Origin of the sequence: Desulfovermiculus halophilus DSM 18834, from assembly GCF_000620765.1 — a bacterium.
GTDB lineage: Bacteria > Desulfobacterota > Desulfovibrionia > Desulfovibrionales > Desulfothermaceae > Desulfovermiculus > Desulfovermiculus halophilus.
In genome coordinates this window covers 79,630-93,109 of record NZ_JIAK01000008.1, presented here as the reverse complement: position 1 = coordinate 93,109, position 13,480 = coordinate 79,630, and the positions used below count along the sequence as shown (strand labels likewise).

The 13,480-nt window shown below is 58.4% G+C and carries 9 protein-coding genes and 1 tRNA gene; 4 read left to right on the top strand and 6 right to left on the bottom strand.

The window, feature by feature from the left end:
• Positions 1-73: 73 nt before the first annotated feature.
• The gene (locus N902_RS0105075; RefSeq protein WP_027370050.1) at positions 74-1,579 is read left to right on the top strand and encodes an AMP-binding protein; all 1,506 of its coding nucleotides are present in this window, start codon (positions 74-76) and stop codon (positions 1,577-1,579) included.
• A 95-nt stretch (positions 1,580-1,674) separates the two neighbouring features.
• On the opposite strand, the gene N902_RS0105070 is transcribed toward N902_RS0105075, so the two are convergent.
• Together N902_RS0105070 and acs are read right to left on the bottom strand one after the other, a co-directional pair.
• A complete protein-coding gene (locus N902_RS0105070) occupies positions 1,675-2,256 on the bottom strand; it encodes an acetate uptake transporter (protein ID WP_027370049.1) in 582 nt (193 codons plus the stop codon).
• A gap of 97 nt (positions 2,257-2,353) precedes the next feature.
• A complete protein-coding gene (acs, locus tag N902_RS0105065; protein ID WP_027370048.1) occupies positions 2,354-4,378 on the bottom strand; it encodes an acetate--CoA ligase in 2,025 nt (674 codons plus the stop codon).
• Between the two features lie 403 nt (positions 4,379-4,781).
• Between acs and N902_RS0105060 the strand changes: the two genes are divergently transcribed.
• Together N902_RS0105060 and N902_RS18605 are read left to right on the top strand one after the other, a co-directional pair.
• Positions 4,782-7,457 (top strand): bifunctional acetate--CoA ligase family protein/GNAT family N-acetyltransferase, encoded by a 2,676-nt coding sequence (locus tag N902_RS0105060; protein WP_027370047.1) that lies wholly within the window; start codon positions 4,782-4,784, stop codon positions 7,455-7,457.
• Positions 7,458-7,555: 98 nt separating this feature from the next.
• Complete coding sequence (locus tag N902_RS18605; protein ID WP_161635157.1) at positions 7,556-7,963, top strand: PaaI family thioesterase; 408 nt, start codon at positions 7,556-7,558, stop codon at positions 7,961-7,963.
• A gap of 45 nt (positions 7,964-8,008) precedes the next feature.
• On the opposite strand, the gene N902_RS0105050 is transcribed toward N902_RS18605, so the two are convergent.
• The 4 genes from N902_RS0105050 to selA form a co-directional block, all read right to left on the bottom strand.
• A complete protein-coding gene (locus N902_RS0105050) occupies positions 8,009-9,109 on the bottom strand; it encodes an SPL family radical SAM protein (RefSeq protein ID WP_027370046.1) in 1,101 nt (366 codons plus the stop codon).
• Positions 9,106-9,984, bottom strand: a complete 879-nt coding sequence (locus N902_RS0105045; RefSeq protein ID WP_153304141.1) for a hypothetical protein — start codon at positions 9,982-9,984, stop codon at positions 9,106-9,108. The genes N902_RS0105050 and N902_RS0105045 overlap by 4 nt, the downstream gene beginning before the upstream one ends.
• A gap of 190 nt (positions 9,985-10,174) precedes the next feature.
• Positions 10,175-11,560: an aminopeptidase gene (locus tag N902_RS0105040; protein ID WP_027370044.1), complete on the bottom strand. Its 1,386-nt coding sequence runs from the start codon at positions 11,558-11,560 to the stop codon at positions 10,175-10,177.
• Positions 11,561-11,702: 142 nt separating this feature from the next.
• The gene (selA, locus tag N902_RS0105035) at positions 11,703-13,121 is read right to left on the bottom strand and encodes an L-seryl-tRNA(Sec) selenium transferase (protein WP_027370043.1); all 1,419 of its coding nucleotides are present in this window, start codon (positions 13,119-13,121) and stop codon (positions 11,703-11,705) included.
• A gap of 143 nt (positions 13,122-13,264) precedes the next feature.
• Between selA and N902_RS0105030 the strand changes: the two genes are divergently transcribed.
• Positions 13,265-13,341, top strand: a tRNA-Arg gene (locus N902_RS0105030).
• Positions 13,342-13,480 lie beyond the last annotated feature (139 nt).

The window sequence follows — 13,480 nt, the reverse complement described above, 5'->3', positions numbered from 1 at the left end:
TTGCATACGTATGATATAGAACCAGCATACAAAAACATTTTTTTGAACCGGACCAAGCAAGGAGGGTGTGGTTATGGCCCTGCGCAGTCTGTCTATTTTCGACCATTGGGTCCAGAACGCATACATGGCCCCGGAGTCCCCGGCCCTGGACTGGCCGGAGGGACAGATGGACTACCCTCAATTACTCAAAGAATCTCAAGCTGTTGCCGCAGGACTCCAGGATCAGGGTGTGAAGTATGGAGACCGGGTCGCTGTTATGGCCCAGAATGTGCCCCACTATTTCTCCTTGCTTGGGGCCGCTTCCCTGAGCGGTGCGGTCTTGGTGTTGATCAACCGCCGCCTGTCCACTGAAGAGGTCAGGGTCATTCTCGACGACACCGCACCCAAGGTCATGTTCTATGAACCTGAGCAGCGGGAGGCGGTGCAGGACATCCTGGCCCAGTGCCCTTCTGTGCAAACCCGGGTTGCCCTGGGACAATCCCAGCCCGGAGAGCTGGCCTATGCCGACCTGCTCCAGGCCGGACTGGCCTACCCGGTTCAGGTTCCGGCCAATGCCCCCTATGCCATCATCCATACGGCTGCGGTTCAAGGCCGGCCCCGGGGAGCGGTGTTGAGCCAGGAAAACCTCATCCTGGCCGGCCTGCAGCTGACCCAGGCCTTTAAACTGCACCAGGAGGATGCCTGCCTGAACCTCCTGCCCCTCTACCATATCATGGGCCTGAATCTGGCCCTCGCAGCCAGCCTAGGACGGGGCAGAAACATCCTTCTTCCCAGATTCGACCCGGTCCGGGCAGCCCAGATCATAGATGCGCAAAAGCCCTCGGTGTTCGGCAGCTTCCCGCCCATCCTTTCCCAACTCATGCAGGCCATTGAAGACCAGGGCACGGATGCGTCCAGCCTCAGGCACGTCATCGGCCTGGAGAATGCGGAGAACGTAGAAAGGTGGGAGTCCCTGACCGGGTCCACATTCTGGACCATGTATGGTCAAACCGAGACCTCAGGCCTGATCACCTTTGCTCCCCAATCCAGACGTCCTGGCAGTGCCGGACTTCCGGGACCGTTGTCCAATATCGCAATTCAAGACGACAATGGCAAGCATCTTTCCATTGGCCAGACCGGTGAGATAACCCTCCAGGGTCCCCTGGTCTTTCTCGGATATTGGAACCAGGACGAGGTCAATGCCTATACCTTCCGCTTCGGACGGCACCACACCGGGGATCTGGGCCGGATTGACCAGGACGGACACCTTGTCTTTCAAGGCCGCAAGGCGGAAAAGGACCTGATCAAGACCGGCGGGGAGAATGTCTTTCCCGCCGAAGTAGAACAAGTCATTCTGCAGCATCCTGAGATCTGCGAGGCATGTGTCATTGGGGTCAACGATCCCAAGTTCGGAGAGGGGATCAAGGCAGTCTGCGTGCGGACGGATTCCAGCCAGGTCCAGGACAGGGATCTGATCGCCTTTGTGGGCTCGCGCATAGCCGGGTACAAGAAGCCCAGGTGGGTGGAGTTTGTGGACCAGCTGCCCAAGGCCGAAGGAGGAGATATCGATAGAGCGGCAGTCCGGCAGAGCTATTCCTAGTCCAGCCCTTTGCGCTCTTCCAAATAGCCAACGCCGAAGGGGCCTCAGGCCCCTTCGGCGTTGGCTATGGGCCTCGCCCGCTGTGTTTTGTTTTTTTAGGTCCAGGGCTTTCCGACCGGGAGATGGATGCCCACATCGGCACAAATGATATGGGCCATCAAGTACCAGGCAATCCCAGCGCACACAATCAGGTCCCATGCGGCCAATGTTCCTATGGCCTGCGATCCAGCAAGTTCTTTGAAGTCCAGTCCGATAAAGCCCAAAAGCAGGGTCAGAAACAAGAGGGCCATGACGGTATGATGCTTCATAGACGCAATAAACATGATGGCCGTGTAGATTGTCCAGGCTACCAAGAACCAGCCAAGCCCATTGGCTGAGAACTTCAATGTGGGATTCGCCGCCACCCAGTCAGGATTATGGCCGAAAATGAGAAATGCACACAAGGCCATCCAGAACGCTCCATAAGAGGTAAAGGCTGAAAAGCCAAAGTTATTGCCCAACTTGAACTCATGATATCCTGCAATGAGCTGAGCCAATCCCCCATAAAAGACCCCTATCCACAAAACAGGACCTAACTCAACCCAGCCAAGGTTGTGGATCTGGAGGACAAACGTTGTCATTGCAAATCCGCCAAGTCCTATCGCCCCTGGGTTGCACAACTTTCTCTCTTCACTCATGATGCCCCTCCTTGTCTGATTGCAATCCTCGGTCCGGCAAAATCCAGGGGGCCTCTAATGACAAACCACCGGAAGAGACCCCCTAACTTTGTGCAGACTAGCTCTGAACTTGTTTACGTATTTCTTCCACAATCTGTGGATTGGCCAGTGTGCTCACGTCACCAACGTCTTTTCCGCTGGAAATCGAAAGCAGTACACGACGCATGATTTTCCCGGACCGGGTTTTAGGCATATCCGGGACGATATAGACATTGGATGGCTTTGCTATCTTGCCAAGGACATCAGCCACATTGTCCGACACCTTTTTGGCCAGCTCGTCGCTGGGCTCATAGCCCGGTTTCAAGGACACGTACAGCTCCGGGACAGATCCCTTGATTTCATCTGGCATGGCCACCACCGCCGCCTCAGCCACTTCCTCGGTAGTCAGGGCCGCGGACTCGATCTCCTTGGTTCCCAGGCGATGCCCGGAGACATTGATCACGTCGTCGATCCGGCCCAAAATACGCACATATCCGTCCTTGGACATCACCGCTGCGTCCCCGGCCATATAGATCCAGTCCCGCCAGTCTTTGCTGTTCCGGTCCTTGGAGTATTTGCCGTAGTAGCTGTTGATGTACCGTTCCTTGTCCTTCCAGATGGTCTGAAAGGCCCCTGGCCAGGGATTGCGAATGCACAGATTGCCGGCCTTGCCTTCACCCGGCTGGATCTCATGGCCCTCATCGTCCAGGATAACCGGATGGATCCCGGGCAGCCCGGGCCCCGCACTGCCGGGCTTCATGGCGCTCACGGCCGGCAGGGTGCTGCACAGAAACCCTCCGGTCTCGGTCTGCCACCAGGTGTCCACGACCACAGCCTTGCCCTTGCCCACTACATTGTAGTACCAGCGCCAGACTTCGGGCTCTATGGGTTCACCCACAGTGGTCATGTGCTTGAACCGATAGTTGTATTTGGCCGGCTCATCACCCCCCACCTTGCGCAGGGCCCGGATGGCAGTGGGCGAGGTATGGAAGATGTTCACGTCCAGCTCCTCGGCTATCCGCCAACATCGTCCCGGGTCCGGATAGGTTGGGACCCCTTCATAGATCACGGTGCTGGCGGCCAGGGCCAACGGACCGTAGACGATGAAGGAATGCCCGGTGATCCAGCCGATATCGGCCATGCACCAGTAGACGTCTTCGGGATGGATGTCCTGCACATACTTGGACATCCAGGTCACATAGGACAGGTACCCTCCGATGCTGTGCTGGCACCCCTTGGGTCTTCCGGTCGAACCGCTGGTATACATGAGGAACAAAATGTCCTCTGCGGGCATGGAAACCGGTTCGACGATTTGGCTGCGCTTTTCCTTGATCAAATCGTCCAGGAAATAGTCCCGACCGTCGACCATATCAGTGGGCGATGAATACTTTCCGGGATAACGTCTCCAAACCAGAACCTTGTTCACCTTTTGACCGGCCTTTTCCGCAGCCTCCACCGCCTGATCGGAATTGGCCTTGTGATCCAGGAGCTTGCCACTTCGGTAATAGGCGTCCATGGTGATCAGGACCTCGCTCTCCGAGTCCCAGACCCTGTCCCCGCACGCCTTGCCCGAAAACCCGGCGAAGACCTGGCAGTGGATCACTCCCAACCGGGCGCAGGCCAGCATGGTGATGGGCAGCTCCGGAGTCATGGGCAGATACAGGGTCACCCGGTCCCCGGCCTTGAGGCCGCAAAAATCCCGGAGCACGGCAGCCGTCTCATTGACTCGGCGATAGAGCTCCTGGAAGGTCATGTGGACAACAGGTTCCTCTTCCAGCTCAGGAACGAAATGAATTGCCGTTTTATTCTTGTACTTTTCAAGGTGCCGATCAACGCAGTTATACGATGCATTGAGCTTCCCGCCCACGAACCATTTCCAACACGGGGCGTCACTGGTGTCCAACGTGGTGTGCCAGTACTGGTCCCAGTCCAATAGATCCGCAAATTCTTTAAAGCATTCAGGAAAGTTATCCAGAGAAAAACGGTCGAAAATTGAGGTGTCCGAGCAATTGGCCTGTCCGATAAATTGTGGTGGTGGATAATAGTATTCTTCCTCTTGCCAATGGACGTCGTAATGTGCGCTCTGCTCTTGTCCGTTTGTCATCTCCTCTCCCCTCCTTGATAGGTATGACGGTTTACTAGAGCCGAAAATGCAGAATAGCACCTTCGACTGGCCCCAGAAACAACTTAAGACTTTTTGATCCTTATGGGAAATATCCTATACCAAAGGCGTTTTGTCAACAGGGGAATAGTTTTTTTTTGATCGGTCCCGGGTACAGGACCCAAGCAGAGGCCCCTCCGAGCCAGGAAATGAAAGGCTCTTGGACACAGGAAGTAGAATTGCATGCGTAAGATTTTGCCGTCTATTCCGTGTGCCTTGAGCGGCAGGCCCGGCACATTTTCAAGCAGAACATGCCGGTTGATTCCCACAGATATGTGGGGTAGGTTTGAGCTGTTCCCCCATGGATCTGCACCGGGCTGCCTGGGCCCGAGAAGGAGAACGCGGCATGAGCCTCCGGCACCTGGAATCCCTGTTTCGCCCCAAGTCAATCACCTTGATCGGGGCCTCCAACCGCCCCAAGAGCATCGGGGCGGTGGTCATGAACAACCTCTTGCGCGGCGGCTTTTCAGGCCCCATTCTGCCTGTCACCCCGCGGCACAAGGCAGTCTGCGGAGTACTTACCTATCCCGCTGTGCAGGATCTGCCCCTGATCCCGGATCTGGCCGTTGTCTGCACTCCCCCCCAGACAGTGCCGGACTACGTCCAGGCCCTGGGAGAAAAGGGAGCCCGGTCCGTGCTGATCATGAGCACTGACCTGGAAAAGCATACCGACAGTCAGGGCCGCACCCACCGGCAGGCGGTTCTGGAGCTCGCCCGGCACTATTCCATGCGCCTTCTCGGCCCCAACTGCCTGGGGATCATGGTTCCCCGCTCCGGAGTCAATGCCAGCTTCGGCCATGCGAGCGTGCAAAAGGGACAGATAGCCTTTGTTTCCCAGTCCGACTCCCTGGGAATAGCTGTTCTGGATTGGGCCCAGTCCAAGGGTATAGGCTTCTCCCACTTCATCTCCCTGGGAGACGGGGATGATATCGATTTTGCCGACGTCATCGACTTTTTGGGCGGAGATCCGTACACAGCCTCCATCCTCCTGTATATCGAACAGGTCCAGAACGCCCGCAAGTTCATTTCCGCAGCCCGCTCGGCCTCCAGAAACAAGCCCCTGGTGGTCATCAAAAGTGGACAGGAAGACGAACGGGAACAAGCCACCCTTCCGGCCGGAACGCCGGTTCACATCAATGACATTTACGACGCCCTCTTCCGCCGCTCGGGCATGCTGCGGGTCTACGACGTGGCCGAGCTCTTCGACACCGTGGAAACCCTGGCCAGGTCCAAACCCCTGCAGGGCGACCGGTTGGCCATCATCAGCAACGGCGGCGGTCCGGCCTTGATGGTCAAGGACACCCTGGCCAATCAAGGAGGCCAGCTGGCGGCCTTTCAGGAACAGACCCTGTCTGATCTGGAGCCGGTCTACACCACCCACAGGCCGAGGACAAACCCGATCCGGATCATGGACCACGCCCCGAGCGAGACCTACGCACAGGCCCTGGAGACCGTGCTCAAGGACAAGGGGGTGGACGCGGTCATGGTCATTCACGTGCCCACAGCATTCGCCTCCAGCGAGGATATTGCCGGGGCCGTGGTCAACACCTTGGGCCGGACCCGGAAGAACATCTTCACTATCTGGCTGGGGGAGCATGATGCGGCTCAGGCCAGGAGGATCTTTGCTTTGGCCGGTGTGCCCACCTATGAGACTCCGGATCAGGCCGTGCGCTTGTACATGGATATGGTCCGCTACAGGCGGAATCAGGAAATGCTCATGGAGACCCCGGACAGCGTCCCCAAGGAGTTTACGCCGAACACGGACGCGGCCAAAGCCATCATCAACAACGCCCTGGAGGAGGGCCGGTCTCAATTAAGCCAGGCTGAAACCAACGAGGTGCTCTCTGTTTACGCCATTCCGGTGGTAGAGACCAGGATTGTAGAGAACGCGGAAGAGGCCGAGCTCATGGCCAGGGAGCTGGGATATCCCGTGGCTTTGAAGCTTTTGTCCCCGGACATCAAGAGCAAACACGCCATCGGCGGCCTGGCCATGGATCTGGAGTCGGCGGAGGAAATACATAAGGCAGCCCTGTCCATGTGGAACAGGGCGGAAAAGATTGAGCCCGAGGCCAATCTTGAAGGCTTTATCGTGCAGAAGATGGCTCGACGGCCCGGAGCCCACGAGCTGATCCTTGGGGTGACCTCCACCACCGAGTTCGGTCCGGTGATCATGTTCGGCCACGGCGGCCCGGCGGCGGACATCATTCACGATCATGCCGTGGGACTTCCGCCCCTGAACATGACCCTGGCCAAAGAGCTCATCCAGCACACCCGGATCTCCAAGCTCATGGAAGGTTTCGGCGGCCACCCGGCCACCGACATGCAGGCAGTCAAGCTGACCCTGGTCCAGATCTCGCAGCTGATCATCGACATCCCCCAGATCAAGAGCTTGAGCATCAATCCCCTGCTGGCCGATGCCCAGGGGGTTCTGGTCCTGGACGCCAGGATATCCATCGAGGAAAGCCGGGTTTCCGGCCCGGCCCGTCTGGCCATTCGGCCCTATCCCGAGTACCTGGAAGAATGCGTCAAGCTGTCCCCGGACCTGAAGGTCATGCTCCGGCCGATCCGCCCGGAAGACGAGCATCAGCATGCCGATTTCATCAACAGTCTGGCCCCCGAAGACTTGCGGATGCGCTTCTTCGGCTTTGTCCACGACTTTCCTCACAATCAGCTGGCCATGATGAGCCAGATCGACTACGACCGGGAGATGGCCTTTATCGCCACCACCATGGAGGATGAAGGCAAACCCAAAACCCTGGGCGTGGTCCGGACCTTCTTCGATCCGGACAATATCAACGCCGAGTTCGCCATCGTGGTCCGCACCGACCTGAAGATCAAAGGACTGGGCTCGGCCTTGATGGAAAAGATGATTCGCTATTGCCGGGAACGGGGAACCAAGGAGCTCATGGCCTATACCCTGCGGGAAAACAGGGCCATGCAGGCCCTGGGCAAAAAGTTCGGATTCAGGATCAAAACCGATCCAGACGATCCGGAGGCCATTCAGCTCGTCCTTGATATGTAGGGGCTCTTATGAATGCAGCAGACTCGGATCTCCAACCGGTCCCCAACATGGACACCACTTGTTTTGCCTGCGGTTCAGGGAACCCCTGTGGGCTGCACATGAAATTTTATACAGACGGAGAGAAGCTGTACTCCACAGTCGTTCCCCCATCTCACTTGAGTGGGTGGGAGAGCCTGCTCCATGGAGGGATCATCTCCACCCTGCTGGACGAGATCATGGCCTGGACCGCCATCCATCTCCTGCAGCGGATCATCCTGACCAAGTCCATGCAGGTGGAGTTTCTGCGGCCAATCCATGTCAACACCGAGCTGGAGGTCCAGGGCTGGGTGGAGGCCCAGGAAGGACACAAGGCCTGGATTCGAGGCCTCATTGTGGATTCTCAGGGGCAGAAGATGGCCGAGTCCAAAGGTGAGCTGGTCCTGTTCGAGCCGGACTCCAAGGTCTTGCAGCGGATCCTGCCGGAGGAAATCACCCAAAAGGTCAGGCAGAGGTTTCAGGGGCCCTAGCCTTCCGCCTCGCCTGACATGGGACATGCTGCACAGGACAAGGCCTTAACGGCCCTCAAGCCTTTCAAAGGCTTGGGCCAGAAGATGCCTGCGTAAGCCCCCCAGGTCCGCCGGTGTATAGCCAAACACCGCCCGCCATACCTCATCCGACTCCATGCACAGATAGATCTGTGTACCCATGCCGTGTTTTTGCAGCCTGCGGACCATGAACCGGAACTGCTCCACCCGCAGGGGGCGCAGAAGGCGGAACTTGCCGTCCAAACCGGTGACGTATTCATCATATATATATGTTGATCCCGGCCAGTTCCGGGCTATATGCGCCTTGAGCTCCGGCATGCCCCGAAAGGATCCCAGGCTGAGATACGCGATGTCCCTGGGCCGGAGGTAGTCGAAGATCATGTCCACGATTCGTCCATAGTCCTGTTCCCAGCCCGGAAAATGGATGATTGGATCGAAGTGCAGGCAGACCCGGAAGCCCCTCCGGGCACACTCGCGTGCCGCCTGAAGACGTTCTTCAAGGGAGGTTGTCCGCCGTTCCTCCTGGCGCACAACCTCCGGGGCATTCAAGGACCAGGCCGGCAGGATGTTCTCCGCCCGCTTGACCGCGTCCATCCAGCTCAGATCCACCACCTTGGTCTTCAACTCCAGGCACAGATTGGGGCACTCCCCCACATAAGACACAAGATCCCGGCTGTAGCCGGTGACCGCCTCCAGGGCCAAGGAATCGGTGAACTCCCCGGTCCCGGCCCGAAAGAACTCCCGGGGTCTGCTCTTGACCTGGCGGTCCAGCTCGGCGAACAGATCCTCCTGGTTGGCCCAGACCTTGAGGATATCGTCCTGAAAATAGGCCTTCAGGATGCAGTAGGAGCAGTTCAGGGGGCAATTTTCGCCGATATGGATGATCCGGTAGCCGCAGCAGCGATAGCGCTTCGTCCCCGGACACCAGCGCCAGAAGGCTCCCTTGTAGTGCTTGAGATACAGGACTGCCCCCTGGGCCGGCGGCGGTTCCTCCCGGCCTTCATCCAGGAGGATCCAGGGCACATGATACAGACGGCGGGTAACCCGCCTGGTCAAAGGGACGTTTCTGACCTCTGGGTCCACCCAGACCTGGGAGATGGTTTGCAAATGAGGGGGAAGGCGGGTCATGTGTTACTATCCAGCTCCCGTTCCTGCCAGGACCAGATGCGTTTCAGGTCCGGAGACTCAACGATGGACTGCAGCTCGGCCAGGACCCGTTCGGCATCCGCCTGGGAGCGTATCCTGGCCTGCAGGGTCAGGCCGTTGGCCTCGAAGTGCTGTTCAGGCTGAATGCGCCACCCGGTCCTGCCTTCCACCTGGGAGCGAAGATGGTCAAAGTCCCGCTCCAATCGGCTCAACTCCGGAAACCGCGCTTGGCGTACCCGGTGCATGACCGCCTGCTGGGCATCTTTCGGAGAGAGCTCCTGCCTCTGAAGTATCCCGGTGATCTCCAGCTCCTGGAGAATGTCGCCCACCGGCCGGGCCGAGCCTTCGGCCAGCTCAGACAGCCAGGAGACCACCTGCCGGGCCTTGTTCAGGGACCAGGCCCAGGGGGTGAACACGGGGAGCAGATCACGGGCCATATCCGGACCGGCGGAGGCCATGGCCGGCCCCAGCTCAAAAGGAACATGCCCCTTTGCTATGAGCCGGTCCCAGTCCGCATCCAAATCCAGCCAGGCCTGCAGGCAGCGCCAGTTCTTGGCCCCAAGCAGGGGTTTGAGGCTGGAAGCGCAGAACTCATCTGCCTCCTTTCTGGGCAGGCGGGAACGAATATACCTGGACCAGGACAGGGCTGCCGGACCGCTGGACATCTCTTGAGCATTACAGTGCAGAAAAATCTCGGCGCAGGCCAGATCGTCCGCTGTCACCGGCAGACAGGGAACCGGCAGCTCCAGCCTGCGGCAGGACTGGACCCGTTTCCAGCCGCAGACCAGGACCCAGCCCGAATCCCGCTTTGTAACCAGAACCGGCTGGACGACCCCGAACTTGCCTACGGCAGACACAAAGCCTGCATCCGGCTCCTGACGCCGCACAAGCCAACCAGGGCTGCAGTCAATTTCCTCGGCTGCAAGGTGACGAATGTGAGTGGTCATTTTATAACACACCGGTTATCGGTTATCAGTTATCTGTTAACAGTTCTCGATAAGGATATTTACTCCTGATAACGAGTAACTGATAACCGGCATATGAATGTCATTTCAGGAATTCCCGATAGGCCAAAACCGTCGCGTACAGATCCACAGCACTGCTTAACTCAAATGGACTGTGCATGCCCAAGACGCCGGGACCGAAATCAATGATGTCCAGACCGTACACGGCCAGGTGCTTGGCCACGGTGCCCCCGCCGCCGGCGTCCACCTTGCCGATCTCGGCCATCTGCCAGGGAATCCCGGCCGAATTGAGCAGACTGCGCAACCAGGCCACGTACTCGGCCGAGGCATCGTTGGCCCCCACCTTCCCCCGGTGTCCGGTGAACTTGCAGAACACCGGGCCGTAGCCAAGCTTGGAGGCGTTGAGCTGATCGTGCAGGTCCTGGTAGTCCGGATCGATGGCCCCGTGCACGTCAGCGGAAAGGGCCCTGGAGTTCATAAACACCTGGGCCAGGGAGGCCCCGGGCTCCCAGCTCTGGATCAGCTCCTGCAGGGTATACTCCATAAATAGGGACTTGGCGCTGGTCGCCCCTTCCGAGCCGATCTCCTCCTTATCCCAGAAGATAACCACCTGGGTGAATTCCGGCGAATCCTCAGCCATCAAAGCTTGAAACGCAGCAAAAACACAGATCCGGTCGTCCTGCCCGTATCCGCCGATCAGGCTCTTGTCCAGGCCGACCCAGCGGGCAGCACCGGCCGGAACGACTTGAACCTCGGCACTGAACAGGTCCTCTTCAACCAGTCCGTACTCCTGATTTAAAATCTGCAGGATCCTTTTCTTCAGCTGATTGTTCCCCTTGCCTCCCTCCTGGACATCACTGCCTTCCGTTTCTGCCGGTCTGTTGCCCAAAATCACGTTCAGCTTTTCCCCTTCAAAGGCCTCCGAGAGCTTGCGCTCATTCTGCTTGGTGGCCAAATGCGGCAAGAGATCGGCTATAACAAAGACCGGGGCCTCCGGCTTCTCGCCCAGGGAGAGGTCAATTCGCCGCCCGTCTGTGGTGATCACCACCCCGTGCAGGGCCAGGGGACGGGAAAGCCATTGATATTTGCGGATACCGCCGTAGTAATGCGTCTTGGCCAGGGCCAGATCGCAGGCCTCGTACAGGGGATGCTGCTTGAAATCCAGACGCGGGGTGTCAGCGTGGGCCCCGATAAGTCGAAAGCCTTCGCTCAGGGGCCTGCGCCCCTGCCGGGCCAGGAGCAGACTCTTGCCCTTGACCTCCCGCATCACCTGCGGCCCCCGGAGATCAGGTGAAAAGCCCGCGGACTCGGCCTGTTCCTTGAGCCAGGCCACTGTCTCCCGTTCAGTCTTGCACCGGGATAAAAACTGCACGTAGTCCTGGCCGTATTTCTGAATAGCGGCCTTGTGCTCCGTTCCGGCAAAGAGCTCCCAGCCGCTTTTGGGTTCATGCTCCAACCCTGTCTGCATGCGCTCCTCCTTTATATCTCCACCTAAGGGGTTAAAATTCAGCTGGGTGCGAAATGTTCTTTTCATTGCGCTCCCATCCGTGTGTATTTCAGGATCAGATATTCGGACGTGTCGCCCACTGACTACAGACCACTGCCACCGACTACTGATTCCTCCCCAGCAGCTCCAGGGCCTGTTCCAGGACCGGCCCCACCTGCCGCAGTTCATCCGCCTGCAACGTTCGCGGATCAAGACACAGGCTGTCATGCTCAACGCGGCCGACAAGGGGGGGATCGGTCTGCAGCAGCACATCCCGCAGTGCCTCCACCGCAATCCCTTTCTTGGGAACCAGCTGGATCAGGGTCGTGGGCAGATCATGTTCCGGGCTGGCCCCGCCGCCGACCCGCGAGGCCCCGGAAACTGTCCGGACCTCAAAGGCATGGCTCAGGTTGGAACGCAGCCCGGATGCCAGACGCCTGGCCTTGCGCTTGAGCTGCTCCGGACTCGCACAGATCATGCTCAGGGTGGGAACCTGCTTCTCCGCGTTTTCCGGGTCCAGGTACAAGCGCAGGGTTGCCTCCAGCCCGGCCAGGGTCATCTTATCGATGCGCAGGGCCCGATTCAGGGGATTCTTCTTGATCGGCTGGATGTATTCCTTGCGCCCGAGGATGATGCCGGCCTGGGGACCGCCCAGGAGCTTGTCTCCGCTGAAGGTGACCACTGAGACCCCGGTCTTGAGCACGCTTTGGACTGTGGGCTCATCCAGCCCGGTTTGTGAGGGAAAGGAGAATAGATTTCCGCTGCCCAGGTCCTCCAGGACCGGCAGATTGTAGCGCTCTCCGAGCTTGACCAGTTCAGGCAGAGGGACCTCTTTGTGGAAACCGATGATCCGATAGTTGGAGGTATGGGCCTTGAGCAGGGCCCCGGTATTTTCCCCTATAGCCTGTTCATAGTCATAAAGATGGGTCCGGTTGGTGGCCCCCACTTCCTTAAGCACCGCCCCGCTTTTGGCCATGACATCCGGAATGCGGAAAGAACCACCGATCTCCACCAGCTGCCCCCGGGAGACGACAACTTCCTTGCCGGCAGCCAGGGTGTCTAGCATGAGCAAAACAGCCGCTGCATTGTTGTTGACCACCAGGCCGGCTTCCGCCCCGGTCAGCCGGCAGAGCAGATCCTCAACCAGGGCGTAGCGGCTGCCCCGTTTCCCGGTCTCCAGGGAGAACTCCAGGTTGGAATACCATCTGCAAGCCTGGTCCACGGCCTGGACAGCCGGCTCGGCCATCAGGGAACGGCCCAGATTGGTGTGCACAACGACCCCTGTGGCATTGATCACCCGTCGAAAGTTGGGTCTGCTCTTTTGCCGCACATGGTGCAAAAGGCGGGGGACAAGAGATGAAACGTTAAGGTCGCTGCTGACGTCGATCCTGCCGGAACGAATATCCGACCGGCACTGATCCAGAAAGGTGTTGACCAGATCCTTGAGCAGAGTGCGGGGAATGGATTGAACGCCGGGCTCGTCTTGGATGGCTTTGAGCAGCTCATCCACGGACGGGATGCTGCGGAAGAGATTTTCGGTCATCGTCTCCTGTCCAAGGCTGTCGATTCGTATGGCTCGCACCATGATATGGATACGGTAAATGGGGGAAAAAGACCTGTACCTTCAGCTGACCGCTCATCTCAGCCCTTGACCAACGGGCGCGGTGACTTTATAAAAGAATCCACGCGCCAGTAGCTCAGTAGGATAGAGCAGCGGCCTTCTAAGCCGCCGGCCGGGTGTTCGAATCGCCCCTGGCGCGCCATGAATTTTCAGGGGTTATGGGGGTTTCTCATAGCCCCTTATTGTATTTTACACCGTACTTCCCACCTGCAACTGAATTTTCCCCTCTCATAAGGCGCGCTTTCCCCTGTTTATTTTCTTTTATACCCATTGTCCACCCC